23 protein-coding genes are annotated in these 20,535 nt (G+C 63.4%); 13 read left to right on the top strand and 10 right to left on the bottom strand.

What is annotated here, in order from left to right; translation table 11 throughout:
• Nucleotides 1-516 precede the first annotated feature (516 nt).
• Together AC1DX4_RS28730 and AC1DX4_RS28725 are read right to left on the bottom strand one after the other, a co-directional pair.
• The gene (locus AC1DX4_RS28730; RefSeq protein WP_477223516.1) at nucleotides 517-2,568 is read right to left on the bottom strand and encodes an elongation factor G; all 2,052 of its coding nucleotides are present in this window, start codon (nucleotides 2,566-2,568) and stop codon (nucleotides 517-519) included.
• Nucleotides 2,569-2,768: 200 nt separating this feature from the next.
• Nucleotides 2,769-4,310: a putative bifunctional diguanylate cyclase/phosphodiesterase gene (locus tag AC1DX4_RS28725; protein ID WP_477223515.1), complete on the bottom strand. Its 1,542-nt coding sequence runs from the start codon at nucleotides 4,308-4,310 to the stop codon at nucleotides 2,769-2,771.
• 247 nt (nucleotides 4,311-4,557) lie between these two features.
• Between AC1DX4_RS28725 and AC1DX4_RS28720 the strand changes: the two genes are divergently transcribed.
• Nucleotides 4,558-4,953: a (R)-mandelonitrile lyase gene (locus tag AC1DX4_RS28720; protein WP_477223514.1), complete on the top strand. Its 396-nt coding sequence runs from the start codon at nucleotides 4,558-4,560 to the stop codon at nucleotides 4,951-4,953.
• A 3-nt stretch (nucleotides 4,954-4,956) separates the two neighbouring features.
• Here the strand turns inward: AC1DX4_RS28720 and AC1DX4_RS28715 are convergent, their stop codons facing one another.
• Nucleotides 4,957-5,562, bottom strand: a complete 606-nt coding sequence (locus AC1DX4_RS28715; RefSeq protein ID WP_477223513.1) for a TetR/AcrR family transcriptional regulator — start codon at nucleotides 5,560-5,562, stop codon at nucleotides 4,957-4,959.
• A 171-nt stretch (nucleotides 5,563-5,733) separates the two neighbouring features.
• On the opposite strand from AC1DX4_RS28715, the gene AC1DX4_RS28710 reads away from it, so the two are divergent.
• A complete protein-coding gene (locus tag AC1DX4_RS28710; protein ID WP_477223512.1) occupies nucleotides 5,734-7,251 on the top strand; it encodes an MFS transporter in 1,518 nt (505 codons plus the stop codon).
• Between the two features lie 65 nt (nucleotides 7,252-7,316).
• Here the strand turns inward: AC1DX4_RS28710 and AC1DX4_RS28705 are convergent, their stop codons facing one another.
• Nucleotides 7,317-8,519, bottom strand: coding sequence for a pyridoxal phosphate-dependent aminotransferase (locus tag AC1DX4_RS28705; protein ID WP_477223511.1), 1,203 nt, complete (start codon nucleotides 8,517-8,519; stop codon nucleotides 7,317-7,319).
• 208 nt (nucleotides 8,520-8,727) lie between these two features.
• Between AC1DX4_RS28705 and AC1DX4_RS28700 the strand changes: the two genes are divergently transcribed.
• The 3 genes from AC1DX4_RS28700 to AC1DX4_RS28690 all read left to right on the top strand — a co-directional run bounded on the left by AC1DX4_RS28700 (nucleotide 8,728) and on the right by AC1DX4_RS28690 (nucleotide 11,176).
• A complete protein-coding gene (locus AC1DX4_RS28700; protein WP_477223510.1) occupies nucleotides 8,728-9,618 on the top strand; it encodes an EAL domain-containing protein in 891 nt (296 codons plus the stop codon).
• A complete protein-coding gene (locus AC1DX4_RS28695; RefSeq protein ID WP_477223509.1) occupies nucleotides 9,615-10,484 on the top strand; it encodes an EAL domain-containing protein in 870 nt (289 codons plus the stop codon). The genes AC1DX4_RS28700 and AC1DX4_RS28695 overlap by 4 nt, the downstream gene beginning before the upstream one ends.
• Nucleotides 10,485-10,567: 83 nt before the next feature.
• Nucleotides 10,568-11,176: a glutathione S-transferase family protein gene (locus AC1DX4_RS28690; RefSeq protein WP_477223508.1), complete on the top strand. Its 609-nt coding sequence runs from the start codon at nucleotides 10,568-10,570 to the stop codon at nucleotides 11,174-11,176.
• Between the two features lie 207 nt (nucleotides 11,177-11,383).
• Here the strand turns inward: AC1DX4_RS28690 and AC1DX4_RS28685 are convergent, their stop codons facing one another.
• Complete coding sequence (locus AC1DX4_RS28685) at nucleotides 11,384-11,584, bottom strand: hypothetical protein (RefSeq protein WP_477223507.1); 201 nt, start codon at nucleotides 11,582-11,584, stop codon at nucleotides 11,384-11,386.
• 248 nt (nucleotides 11,585-11,832) lie between these two features.
• Nucleotides 11,833-12,045, bottom strand: coding sequence for a cold-shock protein (locus AC1DX4_RS28680; protein WP_010910991.1), 213 nt, complete (start codon nucleotides 12,043-12,045; stop codon nucleotides 11,833-11,835).
• 276 nt (nucleotides 12,046-12,321) lie between these two features.
• Here AC1DX4_RS28680 and AC1DX4_RS28675 point away from each other — a divergent pair, with 276 nt between their 5' ends.
• Nucleotides 12,322-12,651, top strand: coding sequence for a hypothetical protein (locus AC1DX4_RS28675; RefSeq protein ID WP_477223506.1), 330 nt, complete (start codon nucleotides 12,322-12,324; stop codon nucleotides 12,649-12,651).
• Between the two features lie 75 nt (nucleotides 12,652-12,726).
• On the opposite strand, the gene AC1DX4_RS28670 is transcribed toward AC1DX4_RS28675, so the two are convergent.
• The gene (locus AC1DX4_RS28670) at nucleotides 12,727-13,617 is read right to left on the bottom strand and encodes a LysR family transcriptional regulator (protein WP_477223505.1); all 891 of its coding nucleotides are present in this window, start codon (nucleotides 13,615-13,617) and stop codon (nucleotides 12,727-12,729) included.
• 194 nt (nucleotides 13,618-13,811) lie between these two features.
• Between AC1DX4_RS28670 and AC1DX4_RS28665 the strand changes: the two genes are divergently transcribed.
• Nucleotides 13,812-14,714, top strand: a complete 903-nt coding sequence (locus tag AC1DX4_RS28665) for an MBL fold metallo-hydrolase (protein WP_477223504.1) — start codon at nucleotides 13,812-13,814, stop codon at nucleotides 14,712-14,714.
• A gap of 113 nt (nucleotides 14,715-14,827) precedes the next feature.
• Here the strand turns inward: AC1DX4_RS28665 and AC1DX4_RS28660 are convergent, their stop codons facing one another.
• A complete protein-coding gene (locus tag AC1DX4_RS28660) occupies nucleotides 14,828-15,397 on the bottom strand; it encodes a methylated-DNA--[protein]-cysteine S-methyltransferase (protein WP_477223503.1) in 570 nt (189 codons plus the stop codon).
• A 180-nt stretch (nucleotides 15,398-15,577) separates the two neighbouring features.
• Here AC1DX4_RS28660 and AC1DX4_RS28655 point away from each other — a divergent pair, with 180 nt between their 5' ends.
• On the top strand, nucleotides 15,578-16,516 hold the full coding sequence (locus AC1DX4_RS28655) for a transglycosylase SLT domain-containing protein (RefSeq protein ID WP_477223502.1): 939 nt from the start codon (nucleotides 15,578-15,580) through the stop codon (nucleotides 16,514-16,516).
• Nucleotides 16,517-16,521: 5 nt separating this feature from the next.
• Nucleotides 16,522-17,010: a GNAT family N-acetyltransferase gene (locus AC1DX4_RS28650; protein ID WP_477223501.1), complete on the top strand. Its 489-nt coding sequence runs from the start codon at nucleotides 16,522-16,524 to the stop codon at nucleotides 17,008-17,010.
• 20 nt (nucleotides 17,011-17,030) lie between these two features.
• Here AC1DX4_RS28650 and AC1DX4_RS28645 read toward each other — a convergent pair whose 3' ends face one another.
• The gene (locus AC1DX4_RS28645) at nucleotides 17,031-17,369 is read right to left on the bottom strand and encodes a hypothetical protein (protein WP_477223500.1); all 339 of its coding nucleotides are present in this window, start codon (nucleotides 17,367-17,369) and stop codon (nucleotides 17,031-17,033) included.
• Between the two features lie 178 nt (nucleotides 17,370-17,547).
• Between AC1DX4_RS28645 and AC1DX4_RS28640 the strand changes: the two genes are divergently transcribed.
• The gene (locus tag AC1DX4_RS28640) at nucleotides 17,548-18,291 is read left to right on the top strand and encodes a DUF899 family protein (RefSeq protein WP_477223499.1); all 744 of its coding nucleotides are present in this window, start codon (nucleotides 17,548-17,550) and stop codon (nucleotides 18,289-18,291) included.
• A gap of 12 nt (nucleotides 18,292-18,303) precedes the next feature.
• Here AC1DX4_RS28640 and AC1DX4_RS28635 read toward each other — a convergent pair whose 3' ends face one another.
• Entirely contained in the window at nucleotides 18,304-18,522 is a 219-nt protein-coding gene (locus AC1DX4_RS28635; RefSeq protein WP_477223498.1) for a hypervirulence associated TUDOR domain-containing protein, read from the bottom strand.
• A gap of 106 nt (nucleotides 18,523-18,628) precedes the next feature.
• Between AC1DX4_RS28635 and AC1DX4_RS28630 the strand changes: the two genes are divergently transcribed.
• The 3 genes from AC1DX4_RS28630 (at nucleotide 18,629) to AC1DX4_RS28620 (ending at nucleotide 20,529) form a co-directional block, all read left to right on the top strand.
• Nucleotides 18,629-19,051, top strand: a complete 423-nt coding sequence (locus AC1DX4_RS28630) for a pyridoxamine 5'-phosphate oxidase family protein (RefSeq protein ID WP_477223497.1) — start codon at nucleotides 18,629-18,631, stop codon at nucleotides 19,049-19,051.
• Between the two features lie 352 nt (nucleotides 19,052-19,403).
• Complete coding sequence (locus AC1DX4_RS28625; RefSeq protein WP_477223496.1) at nucleotides 19,404-19,868, top strand: cupin domain-containing protein; 465 nt, start codon at nucleotides 19,404-19,406, stop codon at nucleotides 19,866-19,868.
• 268 nt (nucleotides 19,869-20,136) lie between these two features.
• Nucleotides 20,137-20,529 (top strand): RidA family protein, encoded by a 393-nt coding sequence (locus tag AC1DX4_RS28620; protein WP_027044169.1) that lies wholly within the window; start codon nucleotides 20,137-20,139, stop codon nucleotides 20,527-20,529.
• Nucleotides 20,530-20,535: the final 6 nt, after the last annotated feature.

Below are 20,535 nucleotides of genomic sequence, written 5' to 3'. Positions count from 1 at the left end.
TGTGTTGCAAAATAGATGCTTGTTTCTTGGGCATGAAGAGCAGATATATAGATCATCTCCTGGGCGCGTTCTCCTCCCATTAGCGCCCTCGAGTGTTCCCCTCTGGAGGTTAGCCTTAACAGGCACTTCCAATCAAACTCAGCCGGATCTTCGTTGATCCGGCTTTTTTGTTGCCCGGACCCTGCCGGCGCGGCTGAGAATTTCACGAGAATTGCCGCGTAACAGTGTCATGTAACCTCTGGTAACATGACAACGATGCCTTCCGCTGCTATGTAGAGCATAGGACGCGGTGTGGTGCGGACGGGAGATGGGGGCATCACTCGTACGGCCCGGGCTCAGGCGGCTACCGCGTCCGAACCTTTTTCCGCCGAAAGCGCGGCGACTGTACATGCGGCGGACCTGCCGTCTCCCCTCCCAAGAAAACGGTCCGCAAACAAAACGACGTCCGGCTCCCCGGGCGTCGTTTTTCGTTTTTGCCCCCTCGAACTTTCGAGGGGCGTTGTGTCGGGATCAAGATTACGCGGCCTTGCCGTTGGCGTTCATCGCTTCGTCGGCGAGACGGCCGGTAAGTTCGGCCATATGGTCGAAAGCGGCGCGATAGCTGGCGACACCCGCGGTCGCCGAGCGCAGTTCGATGATCAGGTCGCCGATCTCGGCCTGCGGCATGGTCGCCTCGACGACATCCCAGCCCGGCCAGTCGGCCCGCGCATCATAGCCGAGGATCTGGCCACGCCGCTGCGGGATCAACGCGATGATCTTCGAGGTCGCGTCGGATGGCGTGACGATCTCGACCTTCATCACCGGCTCCAGCAGCACCGGCGAGCAGGCGGCCATGCCTTCCTTCATCGCCAGCTTCGCCGCCATCTGGAAGGCCATGTCGGAGGAATCGACCGCATGGTAGGAGCCGTCCGACAGGTTGACGGCGACGTCGACGACCGGGAAACCGAGCGGGCCCGTCTTCAGGTAATCGCGCACGCCGGTCTCGACCGACTGGATGTAGGTTTTCGGCACGACGCCACCGGTGATGGTGTCGGTGAACTGGAAGCCGGAGCCGCGCGGCAGCGGCTTGATCTCGATCACCACATCGCCGAACTGGCCATGGCCGCCCGACTGTTTCTTGTGGCGGCCGCGCTGCTGCACTGGTTTGCGGATCGTCTCGCGGTAGGGCACTGCCGGCGCGTGGCCTTCGACCGGGATCTGGTTCTTGCCCTCCAGCCGCTCGCGCACGACGCGCAGATGCATCTCGCCGTGGCCAGACAGCACCGTCTCGGCCGAGTCTTGGTTGTGGCGCAGGCTGAGCGAGGGATCCTCCTCGGCCAGCCGCTGGATGGCGGCCGACATCTTGACCTCATCCTTGCGTTCCTTCGGCCGCAGCGCGAAGGCGAAGACCGGCTGCGGCGGCTCGAACGCGAACAGCTGTTTGGTGCCGCTCTTGGCCGAGGTCAGCGTCTGGCCGGTCTTGACCTCGTCCAGCTTGCCCAGCGCCACGGTGTCGCCGGCCTTGGCGGCGGCGAGCTTGAACTGATCCTTGCCGAGCATCTTGTAGATGCCGGAAACCTTGGCGGTGTCGCCGCCAGGGAGCCATAGTTCGGAGCCGTCTGCAACCTGGCCGGACAGGATGCGCGACACCGACAGCTTGCCGCCATGCGGCGTGTGGATGGTCTTCATCACCTGGACCACCGTAGCGCTGCCCTCCGGGGCGCCGAGGCGCTTGCGGGTCGCCTCGATGTCTGGCGCGTCGTGGCGGATCGCCTTCAAGAGGCGCAGCACGCCATTGCCCTTCTCGGCGGTGCCGATCAGCACCGGCGTCACCGCGCCGTCGCGCAGATCGGCGGCGAGGTCGTCGAAGATCTCGTCCTTCGGCGGCTCGATCTCCTCGAGCAGCTGCTCCATCAACTGGTCGTCATGGTCGGCAAGCGTCTCCAGCATGGAGAAGCGGGCTTCCAGTTCGCGCGCCTTGTCGTCACCCGGTATCTGAGCCACCTCGCTCTCGGCATATTCGCGGTAGATGTAGGCGCGCTCCAGCGCCAGATCGATCGAGCCGATGACGACGCCGTCCTTGCGCAGCGGAATCTGGCGCAGCAGGAGCGGCACGGAGCTTGCCGGCTGCAGCATCTTCAGCGTGTCGCGCACGCCTGCGATCGCCTTGTCGACCTTGTTGAGGAACAGGATGCGCGGCACGCCGAGATCATCAAGCTTGCGCATGATGAGCTGCAAAGCAGGGATCTTCTTTTCGTCTGCCTCGGCCACGACCACCGCGAGATCGCAAGCGGCCAGCACCGGCTCGGCCTCGAAGGAGAATTCGATCGAGCCGGGACAATCGACGAAGGTGATCTGCTCGCCCATGAATTCGGTGGTGGCGATGGTCGCCTCGACGCTCATGGCGTGGGCGCGCGCCTCCGGCGAATGGTCTGAAACGGTGCTGCCCGATGAAACGGGATTTTGTCGGGGAATGGCGCCCGTACGGGCCAATATGGCTTCGAGAAGTGTCGTCTTACCGCTTGCAAAGGGACCGACTATGGCAATGCATTTCGGTCCCGTGCGTCGTCCTCCGGCGCGAGTACCCATGGCTGACCTCCACTCAGGCGTTTCCCTAGGGACCGACTGGCATGCATGGTTCAGGCGTGGTCAATCGGTCCTGAGCGGCGGCCGGCCTGTTCGACCGTCGCGGGCGGGGTTCTTTTCATGTCGCCACCTGCCCAAAAGCATCGTCCCACTTGTTTGCCGGCAGGGCAAGGGAAATAGAAATCCGGTGCCTTGCGGCGTCCTCAGGCGCTCAGCGCCATGGGTTCGGCATTGATGGTGCGGAAGGGGGCGACCAAGGGGGCCACCTTGTCGCGCGGCGCCGGCTTGCCGAAGAAATAGCCCTGGAAACGGTTGCAGCCGGCGGCCTTGGCCAGCGCGAACTCTTCCTGTGTCTCGACGCCTTCCGCCACGATGGTGACGTCCTGGATGCGCGCTATCTGGGCCAGCGCCGAAACGAAGATCTGCGCCACCTGGTCATGGGCAAGGCTGCGGATGTAGGAGCGGTCGATCTTGATGCTGTCGATGGGCAAAGTTTTCAGATAGTTGAAGCCGCAATGGCCGGTGCCGAAATCGTCGAGCGCGATGTGGAAGCCGAGGCCGCGCAAGGCTTCGAGGCGCCGCAGGATTTCCGGCGTGGCGGCGGTCGCCACCGTCTCGGTGATCTCGATGATGAACTGCGCCGCCGAACGGCCGGTTTCCTTCAGCACGCGGTCGCACATGGTGACGATCTCGTCGCGCTTGAGCTGCTCGCCGGAGACGTTGATCGAGATGCGACGCCCGGGGAAATGGCCGACATCGGCGCAAGCCCGCTTGAACACCCATTCGCCCAGCATGTCGATCAGCGTCGAGCGTTCGGCGATGGGAATGAACTCGGCCGGCGAAATCAGCCCGCGAACCGGATGGCGCCAGCGGATCAGGCCCTCGAAAGCACAAGTGGACCCGTCCGGGTTGACGATCGGCTGATAGTGCAGCTCGAGCTCGCCGAGATAGACGGCGGCGCGCAATTCCCGCTCGACCAGGCGGCGGTAGCGCTTGTCGGACAGCATCTCCTCGTCGAACACGGTGACGCGGCCACGGCCCGCCGCCTTGCTTTCATAGAGCGCCAGGTCGGCAACCAGCATCAGTTCCGCCGTGTTGGAGGCATGGGCCGGCGCCAGCGCCACGCCGACCGAGATGGAGAGCGGAATGGTCTTGCCTTCATGCGATTTGCCGGCCCGCATCGTATCGAGCAATTGCCTGATATCCTTGTTGATGGCGGTGAGGTGGCTATGCGGAATGATGACGCCGAATTCGTCGCCGCCGAGCCGCCCGACCATGCCGCCGGCAAAGATGCGTTCCGAGGCCTTGACCAGGTGCACCAGAGCGAGGTCGCCGAATTGATGCCCGAACGTGTCGTTGAGCTGCTTGAAGTGATCGACGTCGATCAAAAGCAGGGTCGCCTCGCGCCGGTCGCGCATGGTGCCCAGGCTGTCGCGCAACGCTTCGAGGAAATAGCGCCTGGTCATCGCCCCGGTCATGACGTCCCTGGTCAGGAAATGATGCTTTTCCGCCTCGGCCGCCGCCGCCGAGCGCAGCCGGTGGACGACGCTGCTGCGCATGTACATCAGCGCCAGCAAGGCAAGGCTGGTGGCCAGGATCGAGACGGCGAAGGCGCCATCCGAGGGCAGGTTGCGCGAAATGTCGAAGGCGCCGAGTGCTGCCGCGCCGATGCTGAGCAAAAGCAGGGCCTGGATGCCGCGATAGACCCGGCCGCTATGGTCCTTGATCGTCGCCAGTATGCTCATCTCATCGCCCCCTGAAATGCAGGCACAGGGCTAGAGGGCAGCCGTTAAGAAGACATTGAATTCGCCGTCATTCGCCTCGATGCGCCATGCGCGGAAGGTTCATGGTTAAGGAGAAAAACTGGATGTTCGTCACGGCAACCGAAACGGCCGGTTGCGCCTCGGATGATATCGGCCGAGAATGGCTTTTGCCCCGATAAGCAGCGGCGTTTGCCGCCGGTCGCTTCACCACCAGTTTCAGGATCAGACGATGAAGATCATTGCTTGCGGCAGCGTGCCGACCATCATAGCACCGGAAAAATACTTCACCGGCCGGGTTCTGCAGACGCCGATCATAGAGGCGGAGGCGCCGGCGCGTCTCAGGGCCACGCTGGTCAGTTTCGAGCCCGGTGCGCGCACCCACTGGCACACGCATCCGCTCGGCCAGACACTTTATGTCACCTCGGGCGCCGGGCTTGCCCAGACATTGGATGGCCCCGTCCAGCAGATAAGGGCCGGCGACGTCATCTGGTTCGCGCCCGGCGAGAAGCACTGGCATGGCGCCGGAGCGAAGACGGCAATGACGCATATCGCCATGCAGGAGGCGCTCGACGGCGTCCATGCCGACTGGCTGGAAGCGGTTTCCGGCGAACAATACGCCGGCTGAGTCCTATTCGGGCCGCAACATCCTCAGGAACAGCGCCGCGAGGGTTGCTGCGAGTTCGCTGCCGTCGCGCACGCCGCGTTCGATCGCGTGATCGACGGCGCCGTGCAGTCCGTTGAACAGGACGATCGCGGTGAGGTCGGGATGGTCGACGGACCAGGCGCCGGCTTTCGTGCCGGCCGCCAGCAGCCTCGAGAGATCGCCCAGCAGCGGATTGTCGCCTTTCATCTGCCGCTGGTCGGGCCGGTGGTCGTGGAAGACGACGTCGTGCAGCTGATGGTCGTCGAGATAGGCGTCGATGCCGGCGCTGACGAAGCCCTTCAGGCGCCCGGTCCAGTCATCGGGCGAGCAGGCGTCGATGGCGCTCAGGATGCGGGCGCGAAATCCACTGACGAAGCGCTCGCGCAGGGCAGTGACGACATCCTCCTTGGAGGTGAAATAGAGATAGAAGGTGCCCTTGGCCACTTCGGCCCGGCTGGCGATCTCGTCGATCGTCGTGGTGCCGACACCCCCGGCAATGAACAGCGAAGTCGCTGCCCGCAGGATGTCTTCGCGGCGCACTTCGGCCGGCTTGGTGCGTGGTTTCAGTGCCTTTCTGGCAATGACAGGCATATGATTCCACTCACCATTCGGTTCTTTCGCAGCGCTGGCTTATCGGTTGCCATTATCCTGCATCTGGTGGCGGAGACAAGCTTTTTATAATGGTTCCAAAGTGGTTTAGCATTGTTGACTGACCGTCAGTCAGTGATGTAGGTGACTGTAAACTCATATTTGGAAATAGTCATGCCGAAGAACCGCCTGCCGCTCGTTGCCGCCGTCTATCTCGGCTCGTTCGTCGCTTTGCTCGACGTCAGCATCGTCAATGTCGCGCTGCCGACCATCCAGCAGGCGCTGCACACCGATTTCGGCGGCCTGCAATGGGTGGTCGATGCCTACACGCTGTGCCTGTCGGCCTTCATGCTGTCGTCGGGGCTGATCGGCGACCGCTATGGCCGCAAGCGCTCTTGGCTGGCCGGCGTCGGCATCTTCGTGGCCGGCTCGCTGATCTGCGCCGTTGCGCCCAATCTGACGGCGCTGCTGGCCGGCCGGGTGGTGCAAGGCATTGCCGGCTCGCTGCTCATTCCGGGCGCGCTTTCGATCCTGACGCAGGCCTTCCCGGATCCGCGCGAACGCGCCGGCGTTATCGGCGGCTGGGCTTCTTTCGCGGCCATTTCGCTGCTGGTCGGTCCCGTGCTGGGCGGCATATTGGTACAGACCGTTGGCTGGCAAAGCATCTTCCTGATCAACCTGCCGCTTGGCCTTTTCACCATCGTGCTCGGTGCCATTTCGATCGAGGAGACGGCGCATCCCGAACATGCCCATCTCGACCTTGTCGGCCTGGCGCTCTCGATCCTGTGGCTCGGTGCGCTGACCTTCGGCCTGATCTCGGCCGGCGAGACCGGCTGGAGTGATCCCACGACCATCACGGCCATCATCGCGGGTGTCGTGGGCCTGGCAGTCTTCCTTGGCTTCGAGGCACGCACGGCTCGGCCGATGCTGCCGCTCGGCCTGTTTCGCGACGTGCGCTTTGCCGTCGCCAACGTGGCCTCGTTCGCGCTCGGCTTCACCTCCTACACCAGCGTCTTTTTCTTCTCGATGTTCCTGCAGCAGGTGCAAGGCTGGTCGCCGACGCAGACCGGCCTGCGCATGGCGCCGGCCTTCATCGTCCAGATGGTGGTATCGCCTTTTGTCGGCAGGCTCAGTGCCCGGTACGGCCATTCGGCGCTGATGACAGCGGGCTATGTCCTGATCGGCCTCTCGTTGCTCGGCATGTGCTGGGCCGGACCGTCGACACCGTATTGGGTGCTGTGCGCTCTGTTCGCGATTGGCGGCCTCGGCAATTCGCTGGCGATCCCGACCGGAAGTGCCGCCGCCATGTCTTATGCGCCACGCGAGCGTTCAGGCATGGTGTCGGCGGTCATCAATGCAACACGCCAGAGCGGGCTTGCCATCGGCATCGCGCTGCTTGGCGCCTTGATGAGCATGCGGGCGACGAACCTGCTGACCGGATACCTCAGCGATGCCGGTGTCGCCAATGCCCAAGCGGTGGCCCGCGCCGCCATCTCACGGCATGATTTCGCAACCGATGCGGCGATAGGCGAGGGTGGTGTGCATCAGCTGTTCGCCATCGCCTATGCCGGTGGCTTCCACGCGGCGATGCTGACGGCCGCGATCGGCGCGTTCCTTACCGCTGCCCTGTTGATCGCTGTGCTCGCGCCGGCCGAGGCGCGTTCGGCCAGGGAGGCGAAGCAGCAGGCGTGAGTTGCTTCGTCTCCAACAAAAAACCCGGCGACGACGCCGGGTTTTTGCATTTCAGGCTGCGCTGATCAGGTCAGCGACGCCGTAAAACGCTGGATGCGCGTGCAGGCTTCCTCCAGCAGCGTCTCCGAGGTGGCGTAGGAGATGCGGAAGTTGGGGCCGAGGCCGAAGGCCGAGCCGAACACCACCGCCACGCCTTCGGCCTCGAGCAGTTCCGAGCAGAAGGCCTCGTCGGTGTCGATCACCTTGCCGGCCTTGGTCTTCTTGCCGATCAGCTGAGCGCAGGACGGATAGACGTAAAAAGCGCCTTCAGGCGAGGGGCAAGAGATGCCGCGCGCCTGGTTGAGCATCGAGACGACCAGATCTCGCCGCCCCTGGAAGATCGCCTTGTTCTTGGCGATGAAGTCCTGCGGGCCGTTGAGCGCCTCGACGGAAGCCCATTGGGCGATGGTGCAGGCGCCCGAGGTCTGCTGGCCCTGGATCATGTCCATCGCCTTGATCAGCTGGACGGGACCGGCGGCATAGCCGATGCGCCAGCCGGTCATGGCATAGGCTTTCGAGACGCCGTTCATGGTCAGCGTGCGCTCGTAGAGCTTCGGCTCGACCTCGGCGATGGTCTTGAAGACGAAGTCGCCATAGGTCAGGTGCTCGTACATGTCGTCGGTCAGCGTCCAGACATGCGGATGCTTGAGCAGCACATCAGCCAGCGCGCGCAGCTCCGCTTCCGTGTAGGCGGCGCCCGACGGGTTCGACGGCGAGTTCATCAGCAGCCATTTGGTCTTCGGGGTGATCGCCTTTTCCAGCACCGCGGCCGTCAGCTTGAAACCATTCTCGATCGAGGTGTCGGCGAACACCGACGTGCCGCCGCAGATCGCCACCATTTCGGGGTAGCTGACCCAATAGGGGCGCGGGATGATGACCTCGTCGCCGGGGTTCAGCGTCGCCATGAAGGCGTTGAACAGGATCTGCTTGCCGCCGGTGCCGACAATGGTCTGCTCGGGCTTGTAGTCGAGATTGTTCTCGCGCTTGAACTTTTTGGCGATCGCCTCGCGCAGCGGCACGATGCCCGAGACCGGCGGATACTTGGTCTCGCCACGGCGGATCGCCTCGATCGCCGCGTTCTTGATGTTGTCGGGCGTGTCGAAATCCGGCTCGCCGGCGCCGAGGCCGATAATGTCACGGCCGGCATTTTTCAGCTCGCGGGCTTTCTGCGTCACCGCGATGGTGGCGGAAGGCTTTACGCGGGAAAGGGTGTCGGCAAGAAAGGCCATGACCTCAGTCTCTCCTTGAGAAGATCGGCGCGACCAGGAGCGGCCGCGGCGCTTCTCATGTCGCATGATTTCGCTCAGTGCAAGCATTGTTGGCTGATCCAGCCGTCAAGTGGCTGTGATTCGAGCTGTGATCGGCAACACTAAATTCATTAACGGGCGGTAGAGGCTTGCATGACAGGATCGCAATCCAATTGCGGAGCGAGGAACCGTGTCGCGCAGCATCGGGCTTGCCCATATCATCCGTCATGATGACGGCACCTCCACAGGTGTCTGGGGTATCTACACGCTGCAAAGTGCCTTCCAGCCGATCTTCGCCTTCAAGGAGGGCAAGCTGTCGGTTGCCGCCTTCGAAGGGCTGATCCGGCCGTTCCGCGACGGCGAGCCGCAATCGCCGATGGCCTTCTTCTCGACCTGTCCGGCCGGAGACCGCCTGCATGTCGAGGCGCTGACCAGGACGCTGCATCTGCTCAACGCCGGCGCCTGCCTGCCGCAGGAGGCGTCGATCTTCGTCAATTTCGACCCGTCGGTGTTCACCGAGCGGTCGGTCGCCGACAATGCCTTGCGCGAAATGCGGCTGGTGCTGCACGAGGCCGGCATCGATCCCGGCCGAGTCGTGTGCGAGGTGACCGAGCAGAAGTCGGCATCTCAGGAGGCCCTGCATGGCTTTGTCGCCGCCCTCAGGGGCAACGGCTTCCGCATCGCGGTCGATGACTATGGCGCCGATGATTCCGACATCCACCGCATCAAGGAGTTGAAGCCCGACATCGTCAAGTTCGACGCCTACTGGATCAACCAGCTGATGGAATCCGGCGCCGGCTTCGCGCTCCTGACCACCATGGTGAGAACCTTCGAGGATCAGGGCATCCGCACCGTGTTCGAGGGTATCGAGGAGGGGTGGCAACTGGAGCTTGCCGAGAAGTCCGGCGCTTCGATGGTCCAGGGCTTCGTGCTGGCGCGGCCGGAACTGGCGCCGACCAGCTTTCGCGTGTTCGGCAAAACCACGCCGGAAGCTGCCCCCGTGACTGCCGCACCGGCAACTCCGGCCTCACCACATGCGGGGCGGCCGGCAAAAGCCTTCGGGCGCCGGGTCGCGCCATGAGGCTCGAGCGGCGGCGCAATGTCGGCGATGCGATCTTCGCCGACGAGATCGGCATCGAATATGGCGTCCATGGCGAATACCGCTTGCGCAGCGCCTACCAGCCGATCTTCGCACCGCTTGGGCGCTCGCTGCACGCAGTGGCGGTCGAGGGCCTGATCGAGCCGCACCGTGCCGGCCGCGCAGGCTCGCCGCGGGCGTTCTTCGAAAGCGTCACTGCTTCGGACCGGCTGTTTGTCGAGACCATGTGCCGGGTGCTGCATCTCAGGAATTTCCACAACATCGGCGTCGACGGGCTCGATCTGTTCTTCAACTACAATCCGATGATCAACGACCATCCCGGGCGGGCGCTGGCCGAGATCCGGCTGATGAGCCGGCATCTCGGCGAACTCGGCCTTGCCCCCGGCATGCTGGTCTGCGAAATCACAGAACAGGCGGCGGACGACTCGCTTCTCGCCCGACTGGTGCGCGAAATGCGGCGCGACGGCATCCGCATCGCCATCGACGATTTCGGCACCGGTCATTCGACCGAGGAGCGGGTGAGCCTGCTCAAGCCTGATATCGTCAAGATCGATGGCGGCTGGTTCGCGGAGTTCTGCCGCCACGCCGCTGCCGAACGCTTCTTCCGCCCGCTGGTGTCCAGCCTGCACGATCGCGGCGCCAGGGTGCTGGTCGAAGGCATCGAGCAACCCGTCCATCTGCGCGTCGCGCTCGAAGCCGGCGTCGACCTGCTGCAGGGCTTTCTTCTGGCTAGGCCGGCGCTGGCCGGCACCATCTTCAACGAGGAGCCGCTCGTGATCGACGCGCTGCTGGGCTTCGACAACAAGGTCGTGCCGCTCTTTGCCAGGACTTTGCATCAGCGACGCTGATGGTTGCGCCAAAACAAATCATTGGTTGAGGACGCCGCCGCTGCGATAATCGCCTGCAGAAGGCAGCGCTCCGGGGACCGTCCATGATACTTTACAGCATGATCGACAGCGGCAATTGCTACAAGCCGCGCCTGCTGATGGCCAAGCTTGGCCTCGCCTTCACCACGATCGAGGTGAGTTCGCATACCGGCGACACGCGAAAAGCCGACTTTGTCGCCAAGAACCCGAACGCCATGGTGCCGCTGCTCGAGCTCGACGACGGCCGCCGGCTGGCCGAGTCCAACGCCATCCTGCTCTATCTCGCCGAAGGTACGCGCTTCCTGCCGGGGGACAAATACGAGCGCGGGCTCGCCTATCAATGGCTGTTCTTCGAGCAGTACAGCCACGAGCCCTATATCGCCGTGCGCAAGGCGCTGCTGACCTTTCCTGAACGGGCCAGCGATGCGACGCCGGAGCGGCTGGCGGTGACGCTGGAGCGCGGCAACAAGGCGCTCGGCGTGATGAACGCATATCTGGAGAACAACGCCTTCTTCGCTGGCGGCGCTTTCAGCGTCGCTGACATCGCGCTCTATGCCTACACGCATACGGCGGAGCAGGGCGGCTTCCAGCTCGACGCCTATCCGGCCGTCGCGGCCTGGCTTGGCCGCGTGGAGAAGGATCCCGGGCATGTGCCGATCGGATGGGTGGGGTAACGGAGCGTCCTTCTCCCCGTTTACGGGGAGAAGATGGCGGCAGCCAGATGAGGGGCGGCGCCAGCCTCCGTGTGCTTGGCTCTGCGATGGTTCCTCTTGAAGCGTCGGTGCTGCCCCTCATCGCCCTGCCGGGCACTTCTCCCCGTTAACGGGGAGAACGAGGCAGCTTCGCTGCTTTCGCCAATTGTCGATGATTGAGGACGTGATTCAAAGAGGCCGGGTTCTGCCCACGCGAACCTCAGCCAAAGCCTGCTCGGCAAGCTTATCGAGCCTGCCAGCCTTGGCGTCGGCCTCGATCTGCATATCCCATACATCTGCCTGGAACGCCTCGAACCATTTGGCAAAGGCCTTCAGCTCTTTGGGGCTTAGGGCTGTGATGGATCTTTCGATCTGTTCGAGCTTGGTCATGAATTGAAAATAACATGATCGGAGTTGCGAAGCGAAATGGCTCAACCCCAGACAACAAAAAGGCGGGATAAATCCCGCCTTCCCATCCTTGGTAGCCTGATCGGGAGCGTCCGGTCCGGGCTGGCAGCTATCTGCTGTTCCAGCGTGTCGGGTCTTTCCGCTCCGGGCGCGCTTCTCGCACGACCGTCAGTACATCCGTGACTTGCCGCACGCCCCGGGCTCTCGCCCGGCGCGCGCCATTCGCAAAATCAGGCTGCCTTGCTCAGAGAACCAGCGGACGACTTGCCAGTGCGGCGGTCCTGCTCGATCTCGAAGTTGATCTTCTGGCCTTCGACCAGGGTCGACAGTCCAGCACGCTCGACTGCGGAGATGTGAACGAAAACGTCCGCGCCGCCCGCGTCAGGCTGGATGAAGCCGAAGCCCTTGGTGGCGTTGAACCACTTGACCGTTCCAGTTGCCATTTTAGATAGTCCTTCAACATTTGCTTTAGTTTGACCAGACCAATGTCCAGCCGGTGTGCATCGAGATTTTGGAGATAGACGTCAGCAAACGCGAAGATCGCGAGGCCCGGATCGATCGGCCGAAATATCAATGGGGCTGATATAGGCTGGTTTCGCACGAAAAACAAGACTGCGTGAGAAAGCCGTGATGCGAAGACCGCCCAACGGCCGCCCCAATCTGGTGAAACCGTTGCGACAGATCGCTGTCCCTGGGGCGGCGGATCAGGGGAGGAGACCATGAAAACCATAGTGCTTGCCGCCTGCCTGACGCTGGTGGCCGCCGAGGCGCAGGCTATCTCGCGCTACGATCCGACGCATATGAGTTGCGGCAAAGTCCAGTCGACGATCGCGCGCCAGGGCGCGGTCATCCTGCGCTACCAGTCGACGCGGGTGCCGGGGCTGCCGCTCTACGACCGCTATGTGCAGAGCCAGCAATTCTGCACCATGGGCGAGGTGAGGGCGCGCGCCTATGTGCCGAGCGCCGACACCAAATCCTGCCCGGTCTACAACTGCAAACGGCCGGACAACGACCGGCATTTCCGCCGGCGGTTCTTCCACAACAACTAGCGGAGCAGGGCTCATCAACCGGAGCCGGAAGCCTTCGCTCAGTCGAACGACTGCGCCTCTCGGGACAAATTGCTTTTATTCCCGAATCTGTTCCATGAGCATCGACACGAACCGCGTCACTTTTTGCGGGCGAAAGCGCGCCGCCGGATAGACGACGTGAATGCCGCCGGAGGGCAGCGTCCAGTTCGGGAGCATATGGACGAGACGGCCCTGCGATAGATAATCGACGACCAGATAGTCCGGCAGAACTGCGAGACCGCCGCCGGCGAGCGTCGCTTCCAGGACGGCTGGGGTCGAGTTGATGGAGAACGTCTCGCGCATGGTGATGGTGCGCCGCTCGAAATCGCCTCGGCTGAAGCTCCAGGTGAACGGCTTGCGAAGAACGGAATTGGCAACGAGCGGCAAGGAAGAAAGGTCTTCCGGTTCGTCTACCTTGACCCCGGCGGCGAAATCCCGCGATGCGACCAGGATTTGCCGGAAGGTGCCGATGCGTCGCGCCTGTTGGCTGGAGTCTTCCAGCCAGCCGACGCGGATGGACAGGTCTATCTTGTTGCCGATCAAATCAATTATCGCATCGGAAATGAACAGTTCGACGCCGCAGGCCGGAAATTTCTGCCGAAAGCGGGCGGCGATCGGGGCCAGCACGATCGCGCCGTAGTCATTGGACGCAGAAACGCGCAGCACGCCGGCCACTTCGGTGTTGCCCTCGCCAACCTCGGCGACAGCCTCTTCAACGTCCCGCAGGATCAGAACGCAACGTGCATGCAAAAGACGGCCTGCTTCGGTCGGCTCGAGCCTCCGCGTCGTGCGCACGAGAAGCGTGGTCTGCAGTTCGGCTTCAAGGCGGGCGACCTGTTGGCTGACAACGGCTTTCGTGATGCCAAGTCGCTCGGCTGCCCGGGTAAACGAGCCTGCGTCGATGACGGTAGCAAAATAGGCGAGGCGGTTGAGGTTGATTGGTTCCACGGGACGCCGTCAGTTTGATTGTAAGCTTACAGCATACAGTCTGTATTATTATAGGAGATTTATCAATTAATCCAGAGGAGTTACCTCTGCCCTGTTCTCTCCATCAGGGGCGCAACCGTGGCTTGCCCTCTTCCTCTCGGACAGTTGGCCACGCCACGCGGCCTGACCCCTATTTCAGTCAAAGGAGCTATTCCATGTTCACGAGGAGACAGATCATGAAGACCTCATTGGCCCTCGGCGCAGCCGCCGTATTCGCCCCCGCCGAGCGCGGCCAAGCCGCGGGCACCACTCTTGGCTGGAAACATTTCCCGGCGGGTCCGAACGGCTTCTTCCGCGCGCCCGTGCTGGTGTCCGGGCCAAGCGAGGCCCTGCTGATCGACGGCGGCTTCACCTATCCGGACGGAAAGGCGCTGGCCGAGGCCATCAAGGCCACCGGCAAGAAGCTGACGACCATCTATGTCAGCCAGTCCGATCCCGATTACTACTTCGGCCTGAAGCCGGTGCGGGAAGCCTTCCCGGAGGCAAAAGTGATTGCTGCCTCCGCCACGCTCGAAGCCATCAAAGGAAGTGTGGAGAAAAAGCTCGCGGTCTGGGGCCCGCAATTGAAGGAAAACGGCCCCCAGGCGCTGTCCGACATCGTTCTGCCCGAAGCATTCGACGGCCCAACGCTTAGTGTCGACGGCGAGACGATCGAGATCGTCAATGCGGAAGAAGGGCTCGCCAACCGCCGATACCTGTTCGTGCCGTCGCTCAATGCCGTGTTCGGTGGCGTGATGATCTTCGCGGGTGTCCATGTCTGGACCGCCGACACGCAGACCAAGGAAAGCCGCGCCGCCTGGGTCAAGACGCTGGAGGCGATTGCCGCCCGCAAGCCCGCCGTCGTGGTGCCTGGCCATATGGCTTCCGATGCCGCAACCGGTGCTTCGGCGGTGGAATTCACCAAGTCCTATCTTCTCGCCTTCGAGGAAGAACTGAGCAAAGCGGCCGACAGCGCCGCGCTAAAGGCAGCCATGGAGGCGCGCTTCCCCGGCCTCGATATGGGCGTCGCCCTCGATATCGGTTCCAAGGTCGCCAAGGGCGAGATGAAGTGGGGCTGACATGGCGACGAACCTCGACTTGATCCGCAGGACCTAGCCTAGGAGGGAACCTCCGAGGAGAACGGCCGCAATCTTCTGGCCGTTCTTTCCTCTGACATCGAATGGTCGGCGGTTCAGAACCCGAACGACACTTGCGCCGGCGGCGGCGGGCCGACGCGCACGCCTTCCATGGCCAGCATCTTTTCCTTGGTGATCGAGCCACCGGGCGCCGAGAAGCCGCCGATCTTGCCGCCGGCTGCCAGGATGCGGTGGCAGGGGATGACCAGCGGCACCGGATTGGCGCCAAGGGCAGCGCCGGTTTCGCGCGGCAGGCCAGGTTGGCCGGCGCGCTTGGCGAGTTCCCCATAGGTGGTGGTTTCGCCATAGCCGAGTTTGCGTGCCGCGTCGTAGATGGCGAGGCGAAAGTCGTCGATGCCGTCGAGATCGACCGGCACGCCGGTGAAATCGACGTCCTCGCCGGCAGCATAAGCCTTGATCGAAGCGATCAGCTCGACCACCCATGGCGGTTGGGCCGTGGAGGCTGAAACGCCGGCATGGCGCATAAGCCGCCGCTCGACGGATTCGCGACTGCGTTCGGGCAGGCAGAGCCGGATCAGGCCCTTTTCGCTCCAGGCGATGCCCATGAAACCGATCACTGTTTCTAACACTGCGTGGCCGGCTGTGATCGAAGCTGTCGTTTCCATGTTGCGTTCCTTTCCGCAAAGTGGCGAAAACCGGCATTTGTGCCAGTACATATCAGGAACAATATGGCAGTTCGGCCCGAGTCCCGCCACCCGAAAACCACCTGATGGCCCTGATTGCCCGCCCTGAATCGCTGGTGTAAGGGATTTCTTAACACCCGACGAACCGGACCCGTGCGCGGCTTGCCAGCAAAACATACCCTTATCGCGATCGGCGTGATCATGGCGGCGGCCGGCATCAGCGGCTGCACCTCGACCTCGCAGATGAAGGCAGCACCTGCCTTGGCCGAAACCGCGACCGTTGCCGGCAGCGACGCCGGCTTCACCATACCGCTGCCGGAAACGGTTTCGGTGCTGCCGGAATCCTCGGGCATTGCCCCCGTCCAGACTGCCGAACTGACACCTGGTCCGACTGCCGTGCCGCTCGACGCCGCCGCCCAGCCGATTGCCGCGACCGCGGCCTTTGCCGGGGCGACGCCGACAGCGCCGGCCGTGCCCGCCGTGATGGCCGCCAATGCCTGGCAGGCGCCGCCGCCGAGCAAGGCCGGCCAGCCGGTCAAGACGGCCCAGACATACACCACCGCCGGACTCATCGTGCCGGCAGTCGCCAGCAGCGGGCAGAAACTGCCTGGCGTGCAGCAAGTCGCCTATGTCGTGCCGCAGAACCCGGCCGCCCTGGTGCAGTTTCCGTCCGCGCCGCTCAGCCCTGCCGCTCCGGAAGAGCACACCGGCATGCGCGGTGACGTCGACCGGCTGATCGTCAAATACGCCGCCCTCTACCAGGTGCCGGTCGATCTGGTGCGCCATGTCGTCAACCGCGAGAGCACCTTCAATCCGAAGGCCTACAACAATGGCCATTGGGGGCTGATGCAGATCAAGCACGCAACGGCACGCGGCATGGGCTATGACGGACCGGCCAAGGGCCTGTTCGATGCCGAGACCAACCTCAAATACGCGGTCAAATATCTGCGTGGCGCCTGGCTGGTATCGGACGGCAACGCCAAGAAGGCCGACTGGCTCTACCAGACCGGCTATTATTTCGACGCCAAGCGCAAGGGCCTGCTCGAGGCGACCGGCCTCGGCGTCGACCGCAAGCGGCACCGCCTGCAGCCCGACGCCTGAGCGCGATGCCCGAACCGCGCCCGCCGGCCCTGAACGACATCCGGCTGCGCAAGATCCTCGACGAGACGCTGGTTGCACCGCATTGGCCGGATGGTTTTGCCATGCGCAGCTTCGAGCCCGGCGACGCGCCGCCTCTGCATGCGCTGCTGAGCGAGGTGTTCGACGACGGCACCGACGGCCCGTTCGATGAATGGTGGCCGCGCATATCAGGTGATCCCGAATTCGACCCGGCGCTGTGTTTCCTCGTCATCGACGCCAAGGGCCGGCTGGCGGCTGCTGCACTGTGCTGGACTTCCGCCTTCGTCAAGGACCTCGCCGTTCATCCCGAGGCGCGCGGCAAGGGCATCGGCGAGGCGCTGATGTGGCACGCTTTTGCCAGTTTTCGTGAACGGGGCGCTGACCGTGTCGACCTGAAGACCAATACCGTCGAGAATCCCGCCGCTGTCAGGCTCTACCAACGGCTCGGCATGTTCGAGGTTGATTGGTACAGCTGAAGGGCGGCGCGTCCGGACGTTCAGATATCCGGCGCGTTGCCGATCTTCTGCTTGAGCTCCAGCGCCCAGGCGCGGCCTTCATCGCCGCCCCATAAGAGCCAGGCGATGTGGCCGGCTGACGGGTTTGCCTCATTGCCGTAATTTTTCCCGCGCTTGTCGACTTCGTGGCGGGCGAAGTAGCTGACCATGCGGCGGATGGTCGACGGCGCGAGCTTCTCGCGGTTCTTCAATTCCGTCGCTCGCGCCACGCCAATCTCGGTGCCGCCACGGCCGAACTCTCTGCGCAACCTCAAGCCTTTGGCGGCATTGTCGGCCACCACTTGCGGGCAGCGCAGGTCGATCTCGTCGTCTTCGTGCATTTTTGTTCCCCCGGCCAGTTGGCCTTAGCCTGCCGCGAGAATGCTGAAAAGCCTGAGAGGTTCCTTGGCAAGATATCGCTCGTCGCTATCCGCAAAAATGTCGGGACCGATCGCCGCCAAACGTCCTTGGGTCGTAGAACAACCGCGCCGGGACGCCGGCGCACCCAGGGAGCCGATCATGATCACCTTTCCCAACGAATCCGCGAAGTACCGCACCGCCCGCGAAAAACTGCTGAAGAAGGAAATCGAACTGCGCCGCGCCATGGAGGCGGTGGCCGAGGCGCGGCGCGCGCTACCGCCGGGCGGGCTGATCCGCCAGGACTATGTCTTCGATGCGCTCGATGCCGGCGGCAAGCCGGCGAAGACAAAACTGTCGGAGCTGTTCGCGCCGGGCAAGGATTCGCTCATCCTCTACAACATGATGTTTCCGCGCCATCCGCAGGAGACGCGCGCCGTGGCGGCGAGCGGCGGCACGGCCAGGCTCGCCCGGCCGGACCAGCCGTGCCCGTCCTGCACGGCGCTGCTCGACCAGTTCGACGGCGCCGTCGGCCATCTCGAAGCCGCCGGCTTCAATTTTGCGGTGGTGGCCAAGACCGGGTTGGAAAACCTGGTCACGCTCGGCCGCGACCATGGCTGGAAGAACATGCGGCTGGTGTCGTCGGCCGCCAACAGCTTCAAGCGCGACTACAATGCGGAGACGGCGGACGGTGCGCAGATGCCGCTGCTGTCGGTGTTCCACCGCGATGGTGACGGCATCAGGCATTTCTGGTCATCCGAACTCGGCTTCGCGCCGACCGACCCCGGCCAGGACCCGCGCGCCATCGGCACCTGCGAGATCCTGTGGAACCTGATGGATTTTACCCCGGAGGGGCGGCCGGATTGGAGGGAGCAGCTGCAGTATGGCGAGGCCTGCTGCCACTAGGCAACCCGCCCTTCAGCCTTTGCGCTTCAGTTCTGAGTGGCTTTTCAGCACGTGGTCGCCATCGGCCTGCTCGATGAGATAGGCGGGTTCTTCCGTGCTCGCCTTGCGCACCACCTCCGTGCCCTTGATGGTGCGCGTCACGTCGTTGGTGAAGCTCTCGATCACCTTTCCTTTGGCGGTATGCGCACCCCATTCCCAGGTAACGCGTGTTCCCTTGCGCAGCTTCTGCATCTCTCGATCCTCCGCCGGAGGAATGTTCCAACGCCGCCAACAGTTCCTGAGAACCAAAGCGCGGATCGGACGTTGCCCTAGCCAACCCCTTTGACAGGAGCACGCTATGACCGAACGCAGCCTTGCCGAGATTGCCGAAAAAATGCGAGACATCGATGTCGCCATGCTGTCCACCCATTCCGAGGGTGGCGCCATTGCCGGCCGGCCGATGAGCAACAACCAGGACGTCGATTACGACGGTTCCTCCTACTACTTCACCTGGGAGAAGTCGGAAGTGGTGGCCGAGATCGAGCGCGACGCCAATGTGTCGCTGGCGTTCAAGGGCGATGACGGCTTCTGGGTCTCCGTCGCGGGCAAGGCCGAGATCATCCGCGACAAGGCGGCGTTCGAGGAACACTGGAACGAGGATATCGACGAATGGTTCGAGCAGGGCACCGACACGCCCGGGCTGGCCATGATCAAGGTCGAGGCCACGCGCGCCCACTATTGGGACGGAGAGGACGAAGGTGAGGTGACACTGCAGTCGTGAGGTTTTTTTGCCTGCTCCCACGCGCTGTGGCAGCGGTGAGTTCGAGGGCGAGGTGGTCGGGGTCGGCACTCTACGGCCCCCCCTCTGTCCTGCCGGACATCTCCCCCACTTGGGGGGAGATTAGCCGTCATCTCGGCCTTCGCTAATTTTCATTATTGAAGAGAAAAGCGCCAGCGACAAAGCCGCCAATCTCCCCACCTGTGGGGGAGATGTCGGGCAGGACAGAGGGGGGCGCCGTAGAGCGCTACGGTGGATGCTTCCGCCAGCCCCTGGCAAACCTGCTGCCGCAAGGTGGCTCTGTGCCCACGCCTTACCTGATTTAGACTGCCACCATGGAATCAGGGAGCACGCCATGCCCAAGATCGACCTCTCAGCCGTCCCCATCCGCAAGGGCTCCGGCTACCCCGCGCCCTTCGACGTCCCTTGCGCCACCCGCACCCGCCAGCGCCTCGGCGATGCCGGCGGGCTCACCGATTTCGGCGTCAACCTGATGACGCTCCCGCCCGGAGGCTGGTCCAGCCAGCGCCACTGGCACAGCCATGAGGACGAGTTCGTCTATGTGCTGGAAGGCGAGTTGACGCTGGTCGAGGATGGCGGCGAGACGCTGCTCAAGGCAGGCGATAGTGCTGCCTTCGCCAAAAACAGCGGCAACGGCCACCACATGATCAACCGGTCGTCGGTTACCGCGCGCTACCTGGAGGTCGGCTCGCGCAATCCGGACGATGTCATCACGTGCTCCGACATCGACATGATGAGCCCAAGCTCGGATGGGCGGTTTTTGCATAGGGATGGCACGCCGTATCCGGGGCAGGGGTGAGCGCTGGACCATGGTTCGGCGCTGGCGTTCTGCCAGCGTCGGGATAAGCTCCCGGCAATTACAGGTTGGCGCCAAGGCCCCCTCATCCGACCGCTTCGCGGCCACCTTCTCCCCGAGGGGAGAAGAGGGAAGCGCTGGCGCTCATAGTCTCCTCTCCCCTCGGGGGTCCGAAGGACGGCGAGACAAGCGGCTCGCCCGGAAGCCGAGCGAAGCGGAGGCTGGGTGAGGGGGCCTTGGCGCCAGCCTGCCAACCCCAGGGAGCATCACCATGAAAAAAGAAGTCATCGAAGTGCCGGTCATGTCGGCCAAGGTGCGGGCGCTCGGCCTGCCCTGCTCGACGGCGGTGAGGGCCAATGGCTTCGTGTTCATATCGGCGACGCCACCGGTGGACATGGTGACCGGCGAGATGGTGCGCGGCGATATCGAAACGCAGACAGAGGCATCGCTGAAGGCGCTGAAACATTGCCTGGAGGCAGCCGGCACCTCGCTCGACAATGTGGTGATGGTGCGCATCTACGCCGTCAATTCCGGCTTCTACAACGCCATCAACCGGGTCTACGCCAAGTATTTCTCCACCAACCCGCCGGCGCGCAGTTTTGTGCCGGTGGCGTCATGGCCAATGGAGTTCGATATCGAGATCGAGTGTGTGGCGGTCGCGTGACCACTC

The organism is Mesorhizobium sp. P3_A8 (assembly GCF_056402995.1).
The sequence above is the reverse complement of the archived record's forward strand: the minus strand, read 5'-3'. Positions and strand labels throughout refer to the sequence as shown.